This window comes from Micromonospora sp. NPDC048169 (assembly GCF_040652815.1).
GTDB lineage: Bacteria > Actinomycetota > Actinomycetes > Mycobacteriales > Micromonosporaceae > Micromonospora.
Window position 1 is genome coordinate 79,469 of sequence record NZ_JBEZMS010000020.1, and the last position, 20,513, is coordinate 99,981.

Sequence of the window (20,513 nt, forward strand, 5' to 3'; positions counted from 1 at the left end):
CCCTTCGTGGCTGGTGCACCCGTCAGGACTACAACCCCGGCCGAACCGCGAACTCATCGCGTCCGCGCGAACTTTCCGGCAGCCGCTCCGGTAGGTCGAAGGCGGGCAGGCGCGCGTCGAGGAACGAGACGACCTCAGCCACCCGGCGGCCCCGCAGCACGAGCAGGTCCAGCCCCGCCGGCAGGTAGGCGGCTGCCGTGTCGTTCCACAGGTACGTCCCGAAAGCGAGCTGCCCGTTGGCGCTCGTCGGCAGGAACCGCCACCTTCGCCCACCGGTGACCTCGGACAGGAAACCGCGGAGCTGCTCATGACCCTCGTACCAGACGGTCAGCGGCGGCATCGAGTACCGCGCGTCCCGCGTCAGCATCGCCACGATCGTCTCGACGTCCCCGGATTCCCACGCCGCGGCGTACCGCCTGGCCACCTCCCGCTGCCCCGCGTCGCCCAACTCGGCGAGGATCCGCTGCTGACTGCCGGACGGCGTCAGCCCGGCGACGATCCGGCGGGCCCGCTGCGTCGCGCTGTTGACCGCGGCGACCGTGGAGACCAGCATCCCGGCGGTCTCCTCGGCGGAGTAACCGAGAACGTCTCGCAGCAGTAGGACGGCACGTTGTCGCGGTGGCAGATGCTGCAACGCGGCGACGAACGCGAGTTCCATGGTCTCCCTCGCGATCACGTGGGCCTCCGGATCCGGTCGAACGGGCGGGGCCGCGATGCGGTCCGGATACGGTTCGAGCCAGCTCACCTCGGCCCGGGACACGCCCTGGGCGGTGAAGTCGGTGGGCAGTTCGCGCCGCCCGCGCGAGTGGAGGAGCGAAAGCGCGCGGTTGGTGGCGATCCGGTAGAGCCATGGCCGGATCGAATGCCCCTCGAACCGGCTGACAGCCCGCCACGCCCGGTCCATGGTGTCCTGGACCGCGTCCTCCGCGTCGTGGAAGGAACCGAGCATCCGGTAGCAGTGCGCACGGAGCTCGTCCCGCAGGGGTGCGACCAGACGACTGAAGGCCGCGCCGTCGCCCGCACGCGCCGCCGCCAGCATCCTCGCCGTCGCGTCGCCGCCCGACGGACCGGTTTCCGTGGATGGTTCGCCCTGGCTCACCCGTCTCAATCTACTGCCGGGCACCGATCGAACACGGCGCTCCCCACGCCCCACCCCGGTGGCGGCCGGTGGGGCCGAATCACGAGAGAGAACGATATTCGTCGATTCCTTGACACCCCAGACGCGGTCGCCAACACTTGTCCGCAACGCGCACTTAACAATCAGAAGCATGGTGCCGCCTCGGCGTGACCCGCCGGAGTTGCTCGCGCGGCACGTCAACCACCGCCAAAGACCAAGAAGCCCGGGTTGCTGGGGACGCAACGGTGTTAGCGCTAACAATGCCGGCGTTCCCGGAGGACCTCATGGCTGCCGCACCACGGCGGGCAGCAGCGGCTCCGGCAGCCTGAGCTCGAACCCAGAGAGGCTGGATCACGTGACCGACCACTTCCTGACACGGATCACGTCGTCGAGGCGCCATGCAACGGGACAACCGCGGCGCACCCGGTCGTTACGCCGGCTGCTGATCGTGCCGGTGGCCGCGATGACGGCGATGGTCGGCGGCGTCGCCGTCATGTCGTCGCCGGCCATCGCCGCCACCAACCAGTTCCGGGGCATGAACTGGGCCGTGTTGGGCGACAACTTCAGCACCGGTCCCCTCGTCGTGCAGGGTCTGAGCTCCTCCGACAGCAACGCCACGGTGCGGGCCAAGGCCAACGCCCTCTACGACGACATGGCTTCCACCATGGGGGTCAACACCGTCCGGCTGCCCGTCAACACCCACACGGTGGGGACGGCCTGGTGGGACGCCTACCGGGGCGCCATCGACGCCGCCACCGCCCGCGGGTTCAAGGTCATCCTGGCCTACTGGGAGGACGGCGCCGCCTCCGGCGGCAGGATCACGAACCTCTCCGCGTGGAACACGATGTGGTCCACTGTGACGAACACGTACGGCTCGAACCCCAACGTCTACTTCGAGCCGATGAACGAACCCCACGGTTACAGCTCGACGGAGTGGCGCAACGTCGCGGCCAACTGGCTCAGCTACCACTACTCGGCGGCGCCCAGCCGGGTGCTGATCGGGGGCACCGGCTTCAGCCAGGACCTGCGGGACATCTGCAACGACACCCGCTTCAACTCGACGTTGCTCTCGTTCCACTACTACGCCTTCTTCTACGGCGCGATGACCTACGACGCCTTCCGGAGCCACATCCAGACCCGCCTCGGCAGCTGCGCCGACCGGGCCGTCGCCACCGAGTTCGGCGCGCCCATGAGCGACGGCCGCAACTACGCCGACGCGAACAGCACCGACAACTTCGTGCGTTACATCCGCGCCATGGCCCAGGTCATGCGCGACAACCGGATGGGCGGCACCTACTGGCCCGCGCTCGGCGGCAAGCCCGGCACGATCGGCTACGACTGGTACTCGATGTACTCGCTCAGCGGCGGCGGCACCGACCTCCATCTGACCGTCCGCAACACCTCCGGCGCCGACCAGGTCCGCTACGGCTGGGGCGACACCGTCGGCGGCGGCCCCACGACGCCGCCGCCGTCGACGGACACGTTCTACCGGGTCGTCGTGCGTCACAGCGGAAAGGCCATGGACGTCCAGGCACCGAACACCGAGAACGGCTCGCGCGTCGGCCAGTACACGTACAACGGCAACGCGTGGCAGCAGTGGCAGTTCCAGGACGCCGGCAGCGGCTACTGGCGCCTGGTCAGCCGCAACAGCGGGAAGTGCCTCGACGTGGTGAGCGCGTCCACAGCCGACGGCGCCGAGCTGATCCAGTACACCTGTGGCAGCGGCACCAACCAGCAGTTCCAGATGGTCGCAGCCGGCAGCTACTTCCAGCTCCGGGCACGGCACAGCGGCAAGTGCGTGGACGTACCGGCCGCGTCGACGGCGGACGGTGTGGTCCTCAAGCAGTACGCGTGCAACACCGGTGCCAACCAGCAGTGGTCGCGTACGAGCGTCTGACCGGCCCTACGGCCGCTGCCGGCAGCAACGGGCCGGGTCGAGCGGGCCCGTTGCTGCCGGTGTGGCTCACCCTCCCCCGGTCACCGGCGCAGGTGGCCGATGCCGTGCTGATCCAGCCAGGCGACCGTCCGCGGCACGAACGTCGGCGCCGCCGGGCCGGCGCTGACGTCGGTGGCGATCAGCGGTACCTGGGCGGCGACCGGGAGCAGGGTCGACCGCCAGCAGGCGGGCGTGGCGCAGGCCGAACGGTCGTCGACGCGCCAGGCGGCGGCCACGCTGCGGCCGTCCGGGTCGGCCGGGCGGTATTCCAGCCACCGGCGCAGGTCGTTACCGCCGTCGACCCCGGCGGCGAGGACCAGGTTGAACGAGCCCTGGACGCGAAGCAGGCGAATCTGCTCCTGTACGCCGAAGGGCGGCAGGCCGGTGCCCGAGCACGCGGGGCCGCCGTCGCGCCAGCAGGCCCAGACCGTCGCGGGATCGGCGCCGCCGGCCGCCGGGAAGTCGTACGGCGAGATGTCGAGGACCACCGCGTTGTCGTCACCGAACACCTCCGCCGCCGCGCTCCAGAAAGTACGGGCGGCGAGAGTGTCGCTCTGGCGCAGGGACACGATGGGTGTGATGCCGGCCCGGATGAGCCGGTCGACGTACCGGGCCGCCTCGTCGAGGTACCCGACGCGGTTCTGCCTGTCGGCAGGGCTGCCGGTGTAGACGTAGCAGGCGTCGCTCAGCACGACCCGCACCGCGTTGACGCCGCGGGCCCGCAGCGCGCCCACTGACGCGTCGTCGACCGGGCCGTCCCAGCGAACCGGTCCCCAGGCGCACTCGCCGGGCAGGGCCGACCGGATGATTCCACGCGGCCGGTACGGCCTCGGGTCGGCGGTGACGGTGAGGATGCGGTTGCCGAATGCCTTCAGCGCGGACGCGGCACCGGGTGCCCGCGGCGGGAGCACCCGGATGCCGCGGACCTCGGCGGTGGCCTGGGCGCCGCCGCTGTCGAAGGCGGTGGCGGTGACGCGGGTACCGCTGTTGGGCGGCACGCCGCGCCAGTCGAACGCGTACGGCGCGGTGGTGTCCACGGCGAGCAACGTGCCGCGCTCCCGGAACTCGACCCGCTCGATCCGCCGGCCGGCCGCCGCAGTGGCCTCCGCCCGGATCGGGATGACGCCCGGCGCGGCGAAGAAGTCGTTGGGCAGGGGCGAGGTGAGCGCCACCGACGGCCCGCCCGGCAGAGGGCTGGGCCGCGGGCTCCCGGAGGCTGCCGGCGACGACGAGCCGGTCGGGCCGGCGACGTCCGCGTCGCACGGCTGGCCGCTCAACATCCAGTCGGTCGGCTCGGGATCGGCACCCCGGTAGTTGCCGCCGAACCGCACCGTCACCGAGGCGCCGGTCGGCAGCGTGGACCCCGCCGGGGGGCGGAGCATGGTTACCGGGTACATCTCGCCGCTGCCCAGCGTGTATCCCTCCGGCAGCCGGTCGAGGCCCATGGTGATCGTCTGACCGCTGGCCTGCCGGAACCGCAGCCACCAGTCGGTGACGGGAGAGCCCAGATTGGTGAGGGTGAGCTCGGCCCAGAAGCCGGTGGACCACTCACGGGTGATTGTGTAGTCGACCGTGCACACGGGCGCGGCGTAGGCCGGCCGCAGCACCATCGTCATGGTCCCGCCGACGACAACAGCTGCGGCTGCGGCCAGCGCGAGGATCCTCCGTCGCATCATGCCCCCATGTATCGACATACATCTCTTCATGCAGCCTCAGCGGTCGGGACACGATCTGTCAATACCGTGCCGCCCGCTGCCGCCTGTGAGCGTGCGGTCGCCGGGACCGGCGGATAAGGTGCGGCACATGCGATCGCTGATTGCGGCAATCGTCGAACACGAGGAGGCCGCCAGCTTCCTGGCCTGGCCGGGCGACTTCGACCTCGACCGGAGAGACCACGTCGAGGACGTCCACCTCGCATCAGGCGTGGCACTCGAAGGCCTCGCGGGTGACGGCGCCGGGGGCACGTACTTCTTCTGCGGTGACGGTGGCGAGGAACGGCCGGTCCTGTATGCGGACTCGGAAGGCAGCGCGGCCCTCGTGGCGATCGGGCTGGAGCAGCGCCGTACCACAGATTGATCAACGACTGAGGGCACTGCCCAGCGGGTACGGGCGGCGATGCGGAGCGATGGTGCTATCGCCGCGCAGCGGCCGGACGCGGCCGTTCGTCTCTTGAAGACGGTGCGCCGGGATGCGATCGTCACCGGCTATGAGCCCGCATCGACACGAACGCCCCCGACGGCCGAGCGACGACATCGAGGACCGGCGCGACCGGCGCGACGCACGGATGCGCGCCGATCGTGTGGAGATCGCGATGGCGGAGCTGGAGGACAGGCCGCCGACCGACGACATCGAGTTCGGGCCCGACCGGGACACGCGTACGTGGCGCGGCGGATCGCCCGGACTCGGCCGGCGACGCCGCTGAACACACGGCGCGCCCGTGACGGCGCCGGCTACCGGGGCGCGGCGGGTGCGGCATCCGCCCGGGCGTGACCTCAGCCCGCTGTCTCACCGGCGGCGCGGTAGCCCTCCTCGACGGTCTGCTTCCGCGGCTTCCACCACCATTCGTTGGCGCGGTACCAGTCGATGGTGGCCGCGAGCCCGTCGCGGAACGAACCGAACCGCGGCCGCCATCCCAGCTCGGTGCGCAGCTTCGTGGAGTCGTTGGCGTAGCGCAGATCGTGCCCCGGGCGGTCGGGCACCAGATCGTACGCGTCGGCCGGCCGGTCCATCAGGGTGAGGATCAGCTCGACGATCTCGCGGTTGCTGCGTTCGTCGCCGGAGCCGATGAGGTAGGTCTCGCCGAGCCGGCCGTGCCGCAGGATCAGGTGGACCGCCTCGTTGTGGTCGTCGACGTGCGTCCACTCGCGGACGTTGACGCCGGTCCCGTACAGCTTCGGGCGCTCACCGATCAGCACGTTGGTGACCTGCCGGGGGATGAACTTCTCCACGTGCTGGAACGGCCCGTAGTTGTTGGCGCAGTTGGAGAGCGTCGCCGCCACGCCATAGGACCGGACCCACGCGCGCACCAGCAGGTCCGATCCCGCCTTGGTGGCGGAGTAGGGGCTCGACGGGTCGTACGCGGTCCGCTCGGTGAACTTCGCGGGCCCGTCCAGCGGAAGATCACCGAACACCTCGTCGGTGGAGACGTGGTGGATCCGGACGTCGTGCCGGCGTACGGCCTCCAGCAGGGTGAACGTGCCGATCAGGTTGGTCCGGACGAACGGCTCCGGATCGCGTAACGAGTTGTCGACGTGTGACTCGGCGGCGAAGTGGACGACCACGTCGGAGCCGGCGACCAGGGTGTCCACCAGCTCGGCGTCGCAGATGTCGCCGTGCACGAACTCCACCCGGTCCTCGACCGGGCCGAGGCTCGCGCGGTTGCCCGCGTAGGTCAGGGCGTCAAGGACACGGATCCGGTACTCGGGGTGGTGCCGCAGGGTGTGGTGGACGAAGTTCGACCCGATGAACCCCGCGCCCCCGGTGACCAGCATTCTCGTCATGAGTCGTCACTCTATCGGCCGCCAGGGTCTCGACCGATTCACCGAAGGCGATGACACCGCATTCCGGAAGAAGCGCGGCACGGGCGCGGGCGGCCCCCTCGGCTGTGGGGCGGCTCAGCGCGTCCGGTAGCGCGCGTAGATGAGGCCGGTGGCGAAGGAACGCTCCTCGACCAGTTCGAGGTCAAGGCGTAGACCCTCGGGGAAGAACCGCTTTCCGCCCCCGACCACAGTCGTGGTGATGAACAGGTGGTATTCGTCCACCAGGCCGGCCGCGATCGCCTGGGCCGCGAGGTTCGGGCCGTCGATGGTGAGGTCCCGGTCGGCCTGGGCCTTGAGCCTGCGCACCGCGTCCGGGTCGAAGGACCGCTCGATCCTGGTCTTCGCGCTGGACACCGACCGCAGCGTCGTGGAGTACACGATCTTCTCCGCCGCCTGCCAGTCGCTGGCGTACTGGAGTATGTGCGGTGGCTGGCCGGGCTTGGTGTGCGCGGTCTCCCAGTAGACCATCGTCTCGTAGATGCGACGGCCGTAGAGGTACGTGCCGACGGGGCGGAAGAGGTCGTTGACGAAGGTGTGCACCTCCGGGTCCTCGGCCCCGGTGCCGAGGCTGCCCTCAGCCGCCTCGACGTAGCCGTCGAGCGAGGTGACCATCGAGTAGATGAGCTTCGCCATGCGTCTCCTCCGGGCACCGACACCTCTTCGGCTACCGCCACCGTCCGGGTCGACAGCGACGCGATCAGCCGGCGGCGTCGGCCGGTCCGGCCGACGCCGCCGACATCGCTACACGCGCTGGGCGAGGCGCTGGGCCTGCCCGGCATGCATGTCGCTCACCCACTCCCAGCCGGGCTTGGCCGATGGACCGACCCGCGGATCGTCGGCGATGTCGCCCTCGGGCAGAGCGAGCACATACGCCCGGTCGCACTCGATCCGCGCGCGGACCTGATCGGCCTCGGCGACCGACCCGTGGCCCGGAACAACGACATCGACGTCGTCCGCCACCTCCTCGAGCAGCCGCAGCGCGGTCAGGTAGTCGTCGACCGGCTCCTCGGCGCCGTTCAGGTCGAGCATCGGAATCAGGACATCGGAGAGCACGTCGCCGGCCACCAGCACCCGACGCTCCTTGATCAGCAACGACGCATGGCCGGGCGCGTGCGCCCGATGCTCGATGATCCGGACCTCGGGACCGTCCCAGGGAATCCGGCTCGTCCCCTCCGGGAGGCCGGTGATGCGGCCGAGCAGGTCCAGCGGCACCTTGCCGACGACCTCCGGCGGGAGCATCCCCTCGACGCGTTGCCTCGCGTCCGCGTCCGGCAACTTGGCCCGGACGGTGGCCGCGCAGCCCGCGGTGCCGTACCGAGGTGCCTCGCCGAAGCTCTCATGCCACAGCAGATGATCCCAGTGCGGGTGCGTCGAGAAACCCGCCACGACGCTCTGACCCAGCTCGGACAGGTCGTTGGCAAGGCAGGCCATCTCGTCACCCGTCACACCGGGGTCGATGAGCAACACGCCGGACCGGCCTTGCACGACGACGGCGTTGCACTCGAGGAACTCGCTCTCGTGGATCAGCACACCCTCCGCGACCTGCCTCAGCACGGGGCCCCCTTCGTTCGTGATTCTGCTATCGCCGGTCGGGACGCTAATACCGGCGGTGGTAGTTTGCAAGCACTATGGGCGACACGCACGAGCCGCGGTCGGAGTGTCCGATCAACGCCGCCGTCGAGGTGTTCGGCGATCGCTGGAGCCTGCTCGTCCTCCGCGACATCGTCTTTGGGGACCGCCGCTACTTCCGGGAGCTGCAGGCCAACTCGATCGAGGGCATCGCCACGAACATCCTCGCCGACCGGCTGAAGCGGCTCGTCGAGTCGGGACTGCTCACCCGGGAGGACACTCGACCGGGCCAGCGGGCGCGCTACAGCCTGACCGAACCCGCCATCCGGCTCGTACCGGTGTTCGCGCGGCTCGGCAGCTGGGGGCTCCGGCACCGGCCCACGGACTCCGCGCTGCGCGCCCCCGCCGAAATGCTCGAAAACGGCGGCCCCGGGCTCTGGCAGGAGTTCATGGACGAACTCCGCCACTCGCATCTCGGCACCGGCGCACCACCGCGATCGCCGAGCCTCCACGAGCGACTGAGCGCGGCCTACCTGGCCGCCGCGGACGCCGGTTGACCACCGGGCGTCGCACGACGGCCGGGCGGCCGCGCCGCATCCGCTACGGCTTGCGCCAGGGCTGATCCGGCTGGTCGGCGATCGTCAGGATCAGGTCGATGAAGTCCGAGCCCCAGCGATCGATCGTGCCCGCGTCGACCGCACCGGGCTCGTACTCGACGCAACACCGCAGTTCGCCGGGGGGAGCCACGAGGAAGGTCCAGACGAACCCGCCACGGAGAAAGGACGTCGTCCGTTCCTCCGGCATGACCACCGGTTCGACGCTGGCCGCGAACCCGGTGTCGTCCTGCGCCACCGGTGAGTTGATGTAGTTGAGGATGGGCATGAGGGCCCGCGGATCCGCGGCACCGTTCATCAGGCCGGGCGTCATCTCGACGATCGTCGGGAACGGAAACGGGTGCCGCCGTGCCTCGGCGCCGCCCTTCCGCGCGAGCAGCATGAGGTCCAGGAAGGTCTCGCAGCCGCCGAACTCCAGACGAAGGGGAACCGGGTTGACGAAGAAACCGATGGTGTCGTAGAAATCCGGGCTCGGCCGGCCACTGCTCGACGTGAACAGGGTGATGTCGGACCGGCCGGTGACTCGCTCCGCGAGCACCATGAACGCCGCCAGGAAAACGTGCCAGACGCTGCAACGATTCTGGGCGGCACTCGCCGCGACCTTCGCGAAGCTGCCCGGGTCGATCGTGAAGTTCCCGATCGCCATCTGCGGCTGCAGCGTGTCGGGACCGTGCGGCCGGTCGGCCGGCATGGTCAGCATCTCGGCACCCGCCAGCTTGTCCGACCAGAAGCGGCGCGCGGCCGCCGCCTTCCCGCCGCGCAGGAACTCCTGTTCCTGAAGGGCGAACTCCCGGTACGGGACCGGCGTCGGAAGCGTGTGCGGCACGCCCGTCACCCGGGCCGTGTAGCAGGCCGCGATCTCACGCCGGAGGATGTCGGTCGACCAGCCGTCACAGAAGAGGTGGTGGGTCTGGATGGTGAGCACCGCGTCGCGGTCGTCGAACCGGTGCAGGGAGGCCCGCAACGACGGCTTGACCGAGAACGACATCGTCTGTTGGCTCAGATCGGTGAGCAGATCGACCGCCACGTCGTCGCGCGAGCGGCCGGGTTCCACGGCGATGTCGCGGACGGTGAGCGGGACCGGCAACGGCGGCAGCACCTCCTGGAACCCGAGGTTGCCGTCCGTCTCGTCGTAATGAACCCGCGTACGCAGGGACTCCTGCCGTTCCACGACCTCGTCGAGGGCGGCTCTGAGGGCATCGACGCGCAGTTCTCCCTTGATCCGGAGAGCCAGGGCGATGACATGTTGCGGTGCGCGTGCCAGACCGCCCGGGTCCCGCTGCCGGGAACTCAGCGGATAGCGGGCCGCGGGTTCCACGAGGATCTCCGATTGGTTCATGGCAGCCCCCAGGAGTCATAGATCGACGTATTCCTCTGCGACACTCCTCCGGCCACGCTAGTCAGGACGCCGGCGGCGGGCACCTTCGTAGTTGCCCGCCGCTGTCTGGCGTGCGAGCACGGCCGGAGATGCCCCGTACTCCCGGCCTGCCGGATCGTGGGCCCTGCCACCGCGGCCGCCCTCTTGCCCACCGGGCAGCCCGCGCCCCACAGCCCAGCCACCTCCGGGTGACGATGCCGACGGCCACCCATGCCGTCGATCGCCCTCGCCCGGGAGACGGCGCCGACGGCTACCCGCCGTCGGCGCCGTCGCACTGGTCGGCGCGTCGGAGCCGGCCCGCGGATCGTCCCGTGGGTCGGTACGGCCGAACCCGGTGCCCCGGTCCCGGCGGCACGGGTACCGGCGATATCCGTCGTCGCACTTTCGCGGGTGCTGCCGGCTGACCGCCTGGCAACGATCAGGAGACCGCTGAACCCACCAGGAAGGGGCCCGACCATGAGCGAAGCGCACGGCACGCCCGAGGAAGGCGCCGCGACGCCCGTAGTCGCGGACGAAGGCGATCCGTCCGGCCCGCAGTCCCGCCGAGCCCACGGGGACGCGAGCCCGGTGGCGGGCCGCGCCGTCCTCGTCACGGGGGCGGCGAGCGGCATGGGATGGGCCATCGCGAAGCGATTCGCGGCGGCGGGTGACCGGGTGGCACTTCTCGACAAGGCGGCCGGCGTCGCCGACGAGCTCCTGGGCGAGCTGGACGGCACCGGGCACGTCGCCCTCCAGGCCGACCTCATGGACAGCGCCGCTGTGCGGACCGCTGTCGACTCCGCCGCCGAGCGTCTGGGCGGGCTCGACGTCCTGGTGAACAACGCCGGCGTCTTCACCCTGCACCCCATCACCGAGGTGAGCTACGAGGTCTGGCAGCAGCACTGGCAGTCCACCCTGGGGCCCAACCTGATCGGCGCGGCCAACGTGACGTGGTGCGCGGTCCAGCACCTGAAGGAGCGCGGCGGGCGGATCGTCAACGTCTCGTCGCGGGGCGCGTTCCGCGGCGAACCCGAGGCGCCGGCCTACGGTGCCAGCAAGGCCGGCCTGAACTCCTTCGGCCAGTCGCTCGCGCTCGCCCTCGCGCCGTACCGGATCTCGGTCGCGACGGTGGCGCCCGGATTCGTGCGGACCCCGATGGCCAAGGAGTACCTCGAGGCACCCGGTGGCGACGCGATCAGGGCCCAGAGCCCGTTCGGCCGGGTCGGCGAGCCGGACGAGATCGCCGCGGCCGTGTTCTATCTGGCCTCGGAGAAGGCCGAGTGGGCCAGCGGTGCCGTACTCGACCTGAACGGCGCCTCCTACCTGCGGACCTGAGCAGCGGTGGCGGTCCGGTCCGGGCGGCCGATGTCGTCCGGACCGGCTCGACCATCAGAACGTCCGCTGGTAGGCGCGCGCGACGTCCAACCGTGTCTGCGCCATCTCGACCGCGGCCTCGGCGGGCAACAGACCGGGACGGGCCGCGACCCGATCCAGCAGTTCGAGCGTGTTGGCCGTGATCCGCTCCGCGATCTGGGTGAACGCCTCCGCCCGGGTACGGCCCCGGTGCTCGGCGGCCGCGCAGATCACACCCCCCGCGTTGACGATCACGTCGGGCACGCTGAGCACACCGCGCCGGGCGAGGACAGCCTCCGCCTCCGGTGTGACCGGCAGGTTCGCGCCCTGCAGGATCGTCCTCGCCCGCACGTCATTGACGTTGCCCATGTGCACGGCGTCGCCCTGGGCGGCGGGGATCAGGATGTCGCACTCGACGGTGAGCAACTGGTCGCGCTCCATGGGTTTCACGTCGTGGCAGTCCGCGATCGGGCCGGTGCGCTGGAAGGCCGCGAGCGCCTCGATGTCCAGGCCGTCCTGGTCGTAGACGGCGCCGGTGATGTCGGACACCGCGACGACGCGAGCGCCGAGGCGGGCCAGCTCGAGGGCGGCGACTCGCCCGACGGCGCCGAAGCCCTGGACTGCCACCCGGGCGCCCGCCAGCTCGAGCCGGTTCGCGGCCTGCAGGGCCTCCGCGCACTTCGCCACGCCGTAGCCGGTGGCGCCGACCTCGTTGAGCGGGATGCCGCCCAGCGCGCTGGGCAGCCCGACCGAGCGGCCGATCTCGTCGCGGATCCACGCCATCGCCGTCTCGTCGGTCCCCACGTCGGGCCCGGGGATGTAGTCGACGACGTGACGGATCGCGCGCGCGAAGGAGCGGAGCACGGACTGCCGCGCCGCGGGGTCGAGCGGCCCGTTGATCCGGATGCCCGACTTCCCTCCGCCGTGTGGCAGTCCGGCCACCGCATTCTTGATCGTCATGGCGCGGGCGAGCCGGGCCACCTCGCCCACGGTGACCGTCGGGGTCATGCGCACCCCGCCGATGGCCGGGCCGAGCACAAGATTGTCGAGCACGACGATGCCCGTGGCACCAGCCGTCAACTCGAAGAAGTGCACGGCCGCGGGGCCGAGATCGTCGGCCGGCCAGGCTGCGGTCTCCCGCATCACGGCCTCCCCGGCGTCCCGGTGGGAACCGTCTCGCCCGCGCCCGGTGGCGAATACCAGAATGACTCGCGCATGGATGTGACCTCCCGAATAGATGGGCATCCGTCGTGTCGAGTCTCACCGCGGCGTTGCGGCGTGCTCAACGGTGAAATTGCCGTCCGGCCACGAGGGTGACCGCTGATCGGAGTGCCGGTCCTGATGGCGACGGCGCTGCCGTCTCGGCACATCGGACGGGCGGCTGCCGCCTCACCCGGCCACTGGCATTCGCAGTGGCCGGGTGAGGCGAAGACCGGCCGGGGGTGTCAGCGAGCCCGGCGCGCCGATGGTGTCCCGAGGACCGACGCGGGGCCCAACGGGGACCTGGCGGCGCCGATTCCGGACGCCTGCGCGGTGGCCGCCGGGCCGGGTACCGGCTGCGGGAGCGGTGCGCAGGTCGCATCCGGGCCGTTGCCCCGCTGACGTGCGGGCAACGCGCCGGTCGCCAGGTAGGTGGCGACCACGCCGTTCACGCACTCGTTGCCGACGAAGAAGCCGCTGGCGTGGCTGGTGCCACCCGGTACGGCGAGCAGGCGGGAGTGCGGGAACCGCCTGCGCACCTCGAGACTCCCCCCGAACGGCGTCGCCGCGTCCAGCGTCTCGTTGACGAGCAGGACGCTCGCGACGCGCCGCCCGTCGATGTCCACCGCCCGGCCCGCCGGTGCGGGCCAGGACAGGCAGGGCGCGTTGTACCACCCGTTGAGCCAGGTGAGGAACCGCGCCGTCCGGAAGGTGGAGCTCAGGTCGCGCTGCCAGGTGGCCCAGTTCCGGGGCCATGGCGCGTCGGTGCACGACACCGCGTTGTAGGCGGCGTAGCCGTTGTCGTCACCCGGCCCGTCGACGATCTGGTACCAGCCGATCAGCGTGTCGGCGTCCTGGTCGTGCACCCACCCGGCGAACACGCCGGCGAGCTGGGTCCAGAAGTACTGGTTGTATCCGGCGTGCACGAAGATGTCACTCCACTCGGCGCCGCCGACGACGCCGCCGGCCGGCTGCCGGTCGAGTTCGTGGAGTTTCTGGTAGAAGAGCTTCTCGACCGCCGCCGCCGTGCTGCCGAGGTGGTAGACGCTGTCGTACCGGGCGAGCCAGCCGAACCAGATCCTGATGTTTCGTTCGAAGGCGACGGACTGGTCCAGGTTGTTCCGGTACCAGACGGTGCGCGGGTCCACGGTGCTGTCCAGCACCATCCGCCGTACGCGCGCCGGGTAGACGCTGGCGTAGACCTGGCCGAGGTAGGTGCCGTACGAGTATCCGAGGTAGTTGATCTGGCGTGCGCCCAGTGCGATCCGCAGGCTCTCCAGGTCACGCGCGGAGTCCAGCGTCGTCATGTGCCGCAGTAGCGGCCCGTTCTCCTCGGCGCAGGCGCGGGCATATCCACGCGTGCGCGAGAGCCAGGCGCGCTCCACTGCCGGAGTACCGGGCACGTACGGCGGCCGCGGCGCCGCGAAGTAGTCCGGCCGGCAGGAGATCGCCGGCACGCTGGAGCCCACGCCGCGCGGGTCGAGGCCGATCCAGTCGTAGGCGTCGCCGGCGCCGTCCGGGACCGCCTGGCCCAGTGCCGCCAGGCCCAGCCCGGATCCGCCGGGGCCGCCGGGGTTGGTCAGCATCACGCCCTGGTACTGCGAATCCGGCGTGGTGTGCGGGATCCGCGACACCGCGAGCTGGATCGTGGCGCCGCGCGGACGGGCGTAGTCGAGCGGAACGGTGAGGAATCCGCACCGCGCACCGGCGGCGGCCAGATCCGGGTCCGCGCAGGCACCCCATGCGATCCGGGTCGTGGCGGCCGCGGACGCGGTCGCTCCGGCGCCGGTCATCAGAACGCCGACCATGGCGGCGGCAACGAAGTGCCTCGTCCGGCGGCCGATCGTCGTGCTCATCACGCGCCCTCCCTGGGTGTGAGTGCGGCAGCGTCAACATTTGTGATGCTTGTCGACGTCGCACACCAGGGGCAACGTTCCATTGTGCGCAGTGCGCCACCGACGCTCGCCGGAATCCGGCACCGGCCGGCTGATGACGCACTCGTGGAGAAGTTTCGTCGTCCCGCTCACGGCATGCTGAACGAGAGCGTGCGCCACAATCGCGCCGGCCGCAACGACGGGACCGGCCATGGTTCGGGGCAATTCTGAGGGGAAGATCGGGCTATGAATAAGGGCAGCCGGTTGAACGTTGCCATCCTCGGAGCGGGGCTCATTGGGCTCGATCTCTTGACAAAGATCAAGCGTTCCAAATTCCTTGACTGCCAATTGGTGGTGGCGCGCGACAGTCAGAATCGCGGATTGCGCACCGCAGCCGAACTTGGCTACCGGACGACCGGCGGCGGGGTCAGGTCGCTGGCGTCTGCCCCGGTGAAGTTCGACGTCGTGTTCGACGCCAGCAACGCCGCCTCCCACGCCGAGCACTGGGAGTACCTGGAGGGCCTCGGTGCGCTGGTCGTCGATCTGACGCCGAGCCGGATCGGCCACATGATCGCGCCGACGGTGAACGGGACGGACGCCCTTGTGCACCGCAACGTCAGTTTGATCAGCTGCGGCGGCCAGACGGCGATCCCGATCCTGCACGCGCTCACCCAGCGGTACTCACCCGACTACATCGAGGTGGTGACGACCGCGGCCAGCCAGAGTGTGGGGCGGGCGAGCCGGCTGAACCTCGACGAGTACGTCGAGACGACGCAGGCCGCCATCCGTGCCTTCACCGGAGTGCCCGATGTCAAGGTCCTGCTGAACCTCAGCCCCGCCGAGCCGCCTCCCACCTTCCGGGTGGCGATCTCCATGACCGGCGACGACTTCGATCTGGACGTGATCCGCAAGCACGTGACAGCGGCGGCGGAAGAGGTCCGGACCTTCGCCGCGGGCTTCGACATCGCCGCGTGCAGCGTCGTCGACGGCCGGGCGTTCATCGCGATCGAGGTGAGCGCCTCGGGAGATCTGATCCCGCACCACGCGGGGAACCTCGACATCATCAACTCCGCCGCCATCTACGTCGCCGAACAGTACGCAGCGGGCCGTCCGGTCGCCCAGAAGAGGACAGTGAGCTGAACATGGACCAGGGTACGCAGGAAGACGCCGTGACGATCCGGCCGGTGACCATCCATGACCCGACACTGCGCGACGGTCAGCACGCGATTCGTCACCAACTCGGTCGAGACCAGCTCCGGCGGTACGCCGCCGCGGCGGACGCGGCCCGCATCCCGGTCGTGGAGGTGGGCCACGGCAACGGCCTCGGCGCGTCGTCGCTGCAGGTGGGCCGGGCCGCGCTGACCGACGCCGAGATGCTCACCGTGGTCCGGGAACAGCTCTCGCACAGCAAGATGGCCGTGTTCATGCTGCCCGGCTGGGCCACCACGCACGACCTCAAGGAAGCGGTGAACCACGGAGTCGACGTGGTGCGGGTCGGCGCCCACTGCACCGAGGGCAACACCATGGAGCGCTATCTGGGGTTCCTGCGGGACGCCGGAGTGGAGGCGCAGAGCGTCCTGGTGATGAGCCACATGGCCGCACCCGGGCGGCTGGCCGAGGAGTGCCGCCGGCTCGTGGACTACGGCGCGTCAGCCGTGGGCATCATGGACTCCGCCGGGCACTACCTGCCCGAGGACGTCAGCGAGCGGATCACCGCCATAGCCGGTGCCGTCGACGTGCCCATCATCTTCCACGGGCACAACAACCTCGGGATGGCCGTGGCCAACTCCGTGGCCGCGGCGCGCGCCGGTGCCACGATCATCGACGCGTGCGCCAGAGGATTCGGGGCGGGCGCCGGCAACACCCAGCTCGAGGTGGTGGTGCCGGTCCTCGAACGGAGCGGCTTCTCGACGGGTGTCGACCTGTACGGCCTTCTCGACGCGGCGGACCTGGCCGAGCGGGAACTCATGCCCAAGCCGCCGACCATCGACTCGGTGGGCATCGTCAGCGGGCTCGCGGGCGTGTTCTCCGGCTTCAAGAACCCGGTGCTCGACGCGGCGAGGCGCGAGAACCTGGACCCGCGTGACATCTTCTTCGAGCTGGGCCGGCGCCAGGCGGTGGCCGGCCAGGAAGACCTGATCGTCGACGTCGCCGCGGCCCTGGGCAGAAGCAGGGTCGACATCCCGGACCCGACGTCCTAGAAGTCCCGCCGCACCGGGCACCGCCTGACGTTCCTTCGCTCGACTCCTGGGAGTTTCCGTGCGCATCCTGGTCCTGAACTGTCCGAGCAAGACCCACCTGTACGCGCTGACACCGCTCGCCTGGGCCCTGCGCACCGCCGGGCACGAGGTCCGGATGGCCACCCAGCCGGACCCGGTCGGGCTGACCCCCCAGGATGTCGCGCACACCGGCCTGACCGCGGTGTCCCTCGGCACCCCGATCGACCTGACCGCGATGGTGTCCGAGAAGGCCACCGAGGAGGAGGCGCTCCCCGTCCCGGACGCGGACGCCGGGCCCTACGAGAACGGGCGCAAGTCGGTGCAGGCCGACTACGCCGCCGACGACCCGCTGGGCGAGCTCACCGCCCTGGCCGACTGGCACTTCACGATCTTCAACCCGGATTCGGTAATCGACGACGCGGTGCGCTTCGCCCGGGCCTGGAAGCCGGACCTGGTGCTCTGGGACGGCATGACGATGGCCTACGCGGGCCCGGTCGCCGCCCGGGCCTGCGGCGCCGCGCACGCCCGCCTGGTGATGTGCACCGACGCGCTGATGCAGCTGCGGACTGCGGCGCGGGCTGTCGACCCGGCGCGCGATCCGATGCGGGTCCACCTGGAGCCGATCCTCGCCCGGTACGGCCTGGACTTCACCGAGGAATCGGTGACCGGCCAATGGTCGGTGAACGCGATGCCGCCCTGGACCTGGCAGCCGGAGGGCATCGACTACCAGATGGTGCGCGCGGTGCCGTTCAACGGCCCGTCGATCGTTCCGGAGTGGCTGTACGCCGAGCCGGACCGCCGGCGCGTGTGCCTCACGCTCGGCCTGTCGTTCCGCGAGCTGAATGCCGGCGCGTCCGTCAGCGACATGCTGGACGCGGTCGCAGACCTGGACGCGGAGGTCATTGTCACGCTCACCGATGAGCAGCGCGCGGCCCTGCCCGCCCTGCCGGGCAACGTCCGACCGGTTCCCTTCGTGCCGTTGAACGCGCTGCTGCCGACCTGCTCGGCCATCGTGCACCACGGCGGGTACGGCACGGTGGCCGCGGCCACCTACTACGGGGTGCCGCAACTGCTGGTGCCGGGCAAGTTCGGCGCCGACAAGTTCTGGGGCCCGCTGGCGGTCGTCACCGCTCTGGAGGAGCAGGGTGCCGGTGTCTACGTCAGCGACCCCGGCCGGCTCACCGCCGAGGCCCTGCACAACCAGCTGCGACGGGTGCTGGACAGCCCGTCCTACGGCCGCAACGCCGAACGCCTGCGCGCGCGGACAGCGGCGGTCCCGTCGCCCAACGACGTCGTGCCACAGATGGAGAAGCTCGCCACCGTGCACCGCGCCGGATAGCGGGCGGCCGGGGCCGGGCGTCGAGTTCATCCGGGCACCCCGGCCCGACGACCGGCAACGCCGTCTCCTCATTCGAGGAGACGGCGTTGTGCCGTGCGCCTGGCTCGGCGATATTCACCTGTGGCGCGGCGTGAGGCCGGTGGCGGGTGTGGGCCCGCCACCGGCCCCGGGCCTCAGAGGTAAACCGGCAGTTCGCGCCAGCCGTTCATGATGAACGTTCCCTGCCCGGCCAGTTCCTTTGGCTCCACCGCGAGCCGCAGCCCCGGCAGGCGTGTGAACAGCGCCTCCAGCGCGATGCGCGCCTCCATCCGGGCCAGGGCCGGGCCGATGCACCGGTGGACGCCGTGCCCGAACGCCACGTGCCGCTTGTCCGCCCGCTGGACATCGAACTCCCCCGCCGCGATGCCGTGCACCTCCGGGTCGCGGCCGGTCGTGAGGTAACCGATCAGCACCGGGTCACCGCGTTTGATGGTGACGCCGGCGATCGTGACGTCCTCCGTCGCGAACCGGAACGGCAGGTGTGCGACCGGGGCGTCGCTGCGCAGCGTCTCCTCCACCACGTCTTCCCAGCGCACCCGGCCACTCACCGCCAGGCCGCGCTCGACGGGCCGGGTGAGCAGTGCGGCCGCGGCATTCGTGATCAGGTTCCGGGCCGGCTCCGCGCCGGTGTTGAGCATCAACTGCGCCAGGCCGACCAGCTCGGCGTCGGACCCGGCACCCGTGCCGCTCACCGGGCAGGCGCCCGGCTGGGCCGCGATCAAGTCGCTGATCAGGTCCTCACCTGGCTCCCGCCGCTTCACCGCGACCAGGGCTTCGAGCTTGCGCCGGATCAGGGCGAAGACCTCGCCCGCCTTCTGCGGGGTCGACTCGACATACCCGGCGCGGTCCAGAATGCCGTCCGGGTCCCCGTCGGGCACGCCGAGCAGTTCGCCGATCACCCGCGCGGCGACCCGGTGGGCGTACCGCTCCTTGAGGTCGACCGGCTCACCCGGCCGCTCGGCCGCGTACTCGATCAGGTCGTCGAGCGCGCGCGTCACGACACGCTCGACCCGCGGCCGCAGGGCGGCGATGCGCTGCGGGCTGAACGCGCCGGCGACGAGCCGTCGCTGGCGGGCGTGGGGCTCACCGTCCGCGGTCGACATGTTGTCCATCCGCGCCCAGGCGATCAGCGGGAAGTCCGGGTCGAGGGCGCCGTCGACGTACGCCGGCCAGTGCTGCCGGGCGTTCTTGCCGAACCGCTCGTCCGCCAGGACCTGCCGAACGGTGTGGTAGCCGGTCACTGACCAGGCCGTAACCCCGCCGGGCAGCAGCACCCGGGTGACCGGCCCCCGGGCCTGGAGCCGGTCCATCTCGGCGTGGATGCCGGCGCCGAGGGGATCAATGACGAACGGACGCTCATCTTCCACGTCTTCCTCCTATGAGACCCAATCGGTGGGTCTTTCCATCGTGGGCAGTGATCAACGCCGTGGTCGTCTTCGAGGGTGCGCCGCCGATCATCGTCCGGCGGCGCTCAGCCGCGGCGCGCCGACATGGAGCGGCGCGGATCCGGCGGTTCCCAGTTCCCAATCTGGCCGAGCACCAGCCGGGCCAGTTCCGGTGTGACGTCATCGGGCCGCTCACCGGAGGGCGGCGGCGTGATCCGGTACCGGTCCGGAGCGGTACCGGGAAACACGAAGTGGGGGTCGTCGGTCAACACCGTCACCTCGACCGACTCGGCGGGCGGCTCCGCGGGCCGGTCGTTGCGGCAGGCCAGCAGGAAGGCGAGCCAGGTCCGGTACGACACCAGCAGCTCGGAGAAGGCCAGCGGGGCGCTGTCGAGGCCGTGCCGCTTCGCCAGCTCCGTCATCTCCGCCCGCATCAGCTGTTCCATCTCCGCGACGCAGGCCCGGGGATCGCCGTCCAGGTCGGGACACGGCTGACCACCGGCGCCCAGCTTCGCCTGGAACTCCGCGAACCCCTGGACGACGTGCTCCGTGCCCGGCCAGGTCGGCTGCACCAGGACGGCGGTGACCTCCCGGACGGCGCTCAGGTGACCGGCGATCCGCAGAGACAGGGCGGCGGCGCTGCAGTGGCTCACCACGAACAGCCGCTGGTCCCCCGCCGCGGAGGATTCGGCGCGGAAGAGGGCGACCGCCTCGTCCGCCAGTTCCGCCAGGGAGGCGTAGAGCCGGCCACCGGACAGCGCGCCCCGCGGATCCACCTGGTAGATCCGCTGGTCGGTGGCGGCGTCACCGAGCAACTGGCTGAGCCGGGGCGCCCCGTTGAGCGCCTGAAAGTCGGTGACCAGCACCTCCGCCCCGTCGCCGGAGCTGAGCTGGCTGCAGAGTGGGCCGGTGCCGGCGACGGGGCGCATCGGCGTGTCCTTTCGTCAGGCGCTGTCGAAACGGCCGCTCGCG

At 70.8% G+C, this 20,513-nt stretch carries 18 protein-coding genes; 8 read left to right on the top strand and 10 right to left on the bottom strand.

Annotation, left to right across the window (positions count from 1 at the left end):
• Positions 1 to 28 precede the first annotated feature (28 nt).
• Positions 29 to 1,039 carry a sigma-70 family RNA polymerase sigma factor gene (locus tag AB0D28_RS18650; protein ID WP_357387293.1) on the bottom strand — a complete coding sequence of 337 codons (1,011 nt, stop codon included), beginning with the start codon at positions 1,037 to 1,039 and terminating at the stop codon, positions 29 to 31.
• Positions 1,040 to 1,580: 541 nt separating this feature from the next.
• Between AB0D28_RS18650 and AB0D28_RS18655 the strand changes: the two genes are divergently transcribed.
• Positions 1,581 to 3,014: an RICIN domain-containing protein gene (locus tag AB0D28_RS18655; protein ID WP_357387257.1), complete on the top strand. Its 1,434-nt coding sequence runs from the start codon at positions 1,581 to 1,583 to the stop codon at positions 3,012 to 3,014.
• Positions 3,015 to 3,094: 80 nt separating this feature from the next.
• Here AB0D28_RS18655 and AB0D28_RS18660 read toward each other — a convergent pair whose 3' ends face one another.
• Positions 3,095 to 4,729, bottom strand: a complete 1,635-nt coding sequence (locus AB0D28_RS18660) for an Ig-like domain-containing protein (RefSeq protein WP_357387259.1) — start codon at positions 4,727 to 4,729, stop codon at positions 3,095 to 3,097.
• Between the two features lie 127 nt (positions 4,730 to 4,856).
• Between AB0D28_RS18660 and AB0D28_RS18665 the strand changes: the two genes are divergently transcribed.
• Both AB0D28_RS18665 and AB0D28_RS18670 read left to right on the top strand, forming a co-directional pair.
• Positions 4,857 to 5,129: a hypothetical protein gene (locus tag AB0D28_RS18665; RefSeq protein ID WP_357387261.1), complete on the top strand. Its 273-nt coding sequence runs from the start codon at positions 4,857 to 4,859 to the stop codon at positions 5,127 to 5,129.
• A 130-nt stretch (positions 5,130 to 5,259) separates the two neighbouring features.
• Positions 5,260 to 5,475, top strand: coding sequence for a hypothetical protein (locus AB0D28_RS18670; RefSeq protein ID WP_357387263.1), 216 nt, complete (start codon positions 5,260 to 5,262; stop codon positions 5,473 to 5,475).
• A gap of 70 nt (positions 5,476 to 5,545) precedes the next feature.
• On the opposite strand, the gene rfbB is transcribed toward AB0D28_RS18670, so the two are convergent.
• The 3 genes from rfbB to AB0D28_RS18685 all read right to left on the bottom strand — a co-directional run bounded on the left by rfbB (position 5,546) and on the right by AB0D28_RS18685 (position 8,146).
• Positions 5,546 to 6,544, bottom strand: coding sequence for a dTDP-glucose 4,6-dehydratase (rfbB, locus tag AB0D28_RS18675; protein WP_357387295.1), 999 nt, complete (start codon positions 6,542 to 6,544; stop codon positions 5,546 to 5,548).
• Positions 6,545 to 6,667: 123 nt separating this feature from the next.
• Positions 6,668 to 7,225, bottom strand: a complete 558-nt coding sequence (locus AB0D28_RS18680; RefSeq protein ID WP_357387265.1) for a dihydrofolate reductase family protein — start codon at positions 7,223 to 7,225, stop codon at positions 6,668 to 6,670.
• A 108-nt stretch (positions 7,226 to 7,333) separates the two neighbouring features.
• Positions 7,334 to 8,146: an MBL fold metallo-hydrolase gene (locus AB0D28_RS18685; protein WP_357387267.1), complete on the bottom strand. Its 813-nt coding sequence runs from the start codon at positions 8,144 to 8,146 to the stop codon at positions 7,334 to 7,336.
• Between the two features lie 74 nt (positions 8,147 to 8,220).
• Here AB0D28_RS18685 and AB0D28_RS18690 point away from each other — a divergent pair, with 74 nt between their 5' ends.
• The gene (locus tag AB0D28_RS18690; protein WP_357387269.1) at positions 8,221 to 8,718 is read left to right on the top strand and encodes a helix-turn-helix domain-containing protein; all 498 of its coding nucleotides are present in this window, start codon (positions 8,221 to 8,223) and stop codon (positions 8,716 to 8,718) included.
• Positions 8,719 to 8,761: 43 nt separating this feature from the next.
• Here the strand turns inward: AB0D28_RS18690 and AB0D28_RS18695 are convergent, their stop codons facing one another.
• Entirely contained in the window at positions 8,762 to 10,093 is a 1,332-nt protein-coding gene (locus AB0D28_RS18695) for a condensation domain-containing protein (protein WP_357387271.1), read from the bottom strand.
• Between the two features lie 627 nt (positions 10,094 to 10,720).
• On the opposite strand from AB0D28_RS18695, the gene AB0D28_RS18700 reads away from it, so the two are divergent.
• Entirely contained in the window at positions 10,721 to 11,467 is a 747-nt protein-coding gene (locus AB0D28_RS18700) for an SDR family oxidoreductase (RefSeq protein ID WP_357387297.1), read from the top strand.
• 54 nt (positions 11,468 to 11,521) lie between these two features.
• On the opposite strand, the gene AB0D28_RS18705 is transcribed toward AB0D28_RS18700, so the two are convergent.
• Both AB0D28_RS18705 and AB0D28_RS18710 read right to left on the bottom strand, forming a co-directional pair.
• Entirely contained in the window at positions 11,522 to 12,628 is a 1,107-nt protein-coding gene (locus AB0D28_RS18705; RefSeq protein ID WP_357387273.1) for a Glu/Leu/Phe/Val dehydrogenase, read from the bottom strand.
• 302 nt (positions 12,629 to 12,930) lie between these two features.
• Positions 12,931 to 14,541: an alpha/beta fold hydrolase gene (locus AB0D28_RS18710; RefSeq protein ID WP_357387275.1), complete on the bottom strand. Its 1,611-nt coding sequence runs from the start codon at positions 14,539 to 14,541 to the stop codon at positions 12,931 to 12,933.
• Between the two features lie 264 nt (positions 14,542 to 14,805).
• Between AB0D28_RS18710 and AB0D28_RS18715 the strand changes: the two genes are divergently transcribed.
• Genes AB0D28_RS18715 through AB0D28_RS18725 form a run of 3 tightly spaced genes read left to right on the top strand, consistent with a single transcriptional unit; the run spans position 14,806 to position 18,117 of the window.
• A complete protein-coding gene (locus AB0D28_RS18715) occupies positions 14,806 to 15,699 on the top strand; it encodes an acetaldehyde dehydrogenase (acetylating) (RefSeq protein WP_357387277.1) in 894 nt (297 codons plus the stop codon).
• A 44-nt stretch (positions 15,700 to 15,743) separates the two neighbouring features.
• Entirely contained in the window at positions 15,744 to 16,760 is a 1,017-nt protein-coding gene (gene dmpG, locus AB0D28_RS18720; RefSeq protein WP_357387279.1) for a 4-hydroxy-2-oxovalerate aldolase, read from the top strand.
• A 58-nt stretch (positions 16,761 to 16,818) separates the two neighbouring features.
• Positions 16,819 to 18,117 (top strand): nucleotide disphospho-sugar-binding domain-containing protein, encoded by a 1,299-nt coding sequence (locus AB0D28_RS18725; RefSeq protein WP_357387281.1) that lies wholly within the window; start codon positions 16,819 to 16,821, stop codon positions 18,115 to 18,117.
• 173 nt (positions 18,118 to 18,290) lie between these two features.
• On the opposite strand, the gene AB0D28_RS18730 is transcribed toward AB0D28_RS18725, so the two are convergent.
• A complete protein-coding gene (locus AB0D28_RS18730; RefSeq protein ID WP_357387283.1) occupies positions 18,291 to 19,523 on the bottom strand; it encodes a cytochrome P450 in 1,233 nt (410 codons plus the stop codon).
• Positions 19,524 to 19,627: 104 nt separating this feature from the next.
• On the bottom strand, positions 19,628 to 20,470 hold the full coding sequence (locus tag AB0D28_RS18735) for a hypothetical protein (protein WP_357387285.1): 843 nt from the start codon (positions 20,468 to 20,470) through the stop codon (positions 19,628 to 19,630).
• Positions 20,471 to 20,513: the final 43 nt, after the last annotated feature.

What these genes read in the sequence shown, in the direction of transcription:
- AB0D28_RS18650 (WP_357387293.1), bottom strand. Translation starts at nt 1,039, where the DNA reads ATGCTGGCGGCGGCGCGTGCGGGCGACGGCGCGGCCTTCAGTCGTCTG.
- AB0D28_RS18655 (WP_357387257.1), top strand. Translation starts at nt 1,581, where the DNA reads ATGACGGCGATGGTCGGCGGCGTCGCCGTCATGTCGTCGCCGGCCATC.
- AB0D28_RS18660 (WP_357387259.1), bottom strand. Translation starts at nt 4,729, where the DNA reads ATGATGCGACGGAGGATCCTCGCGCTGGCCGCAGCCGCAGCTGTTGTC.
- AB0D28_RS18665 (WP_357387261.1), top strand. Translation starts at nt 4,857, where the DNA reads ATGCGATCGCTGATTGCGGCAATCGTCGAACACGAGGAGGCCGCCAGC.
- AB0D28_RS18670 (WP_357387263.1), top strand. Translation starts at nt 5,260, where the DNA reads ATGAGCCCGCATCGACACGAACGCCCCCGACGGCCGAGCGACGACATC.
- rfbB (WP_357387295.1), bottom strand. Translation starts at nt 6,544, where the DNA reads ATGCTGGTCACCGGGGGCGCGGGGTTCATCGGGTCGAACTTCGTCCAC.
- AB0D28_RS18680 (WP_357387265.1), bottom strand. Translation starts at nt 7,225, where the DNA reads ATGGCGAAGCTCATCTACTCGATGGTCACCTCGCTCGACGGCTACGTC.
- AB0D28_RS18690 (WP_357387269.1), top strand. Translation starts at nt 8,221, where the DNA reads ATGGGCGACACGCACGAGCCGCGGTCGGAGTGTCCGATCAACGCCGCC.
- AB0D28_RS18705 (WP_357387273.1), bottom strand. Translation starts at nt 12,628, where the DNA reads ATGCGGGAGACCGCAGCCTGGCCGGCCGACGATCTCGGCCCCGCGGCC.
- AB0D28_RS18710 (WP_357387275.1), bottom strand. Translation starts at nt 14,541, where the DNA reads ATGAGCACGACGATCGGCCGCCGGACGAGGCACTTCGTTGCCGCCGCC.
- AB0D28_RS18715 (WP_357387277.1), top strand. Translation starts at nt 14,806, where the DNA reads ATGAATAAGGGCAGCCGGTTGAACGTTGCCATCCTCGGAGCGGGGCTC.
- AB0D28_RS18735 (WP_357387285.1), bottom strand. Translation starts at nt 20,470, where the DNA reads ATGCGCCCCGTCGCCGGCACCGGCCCACTCTGCAGCCAGCTCAGCTCC.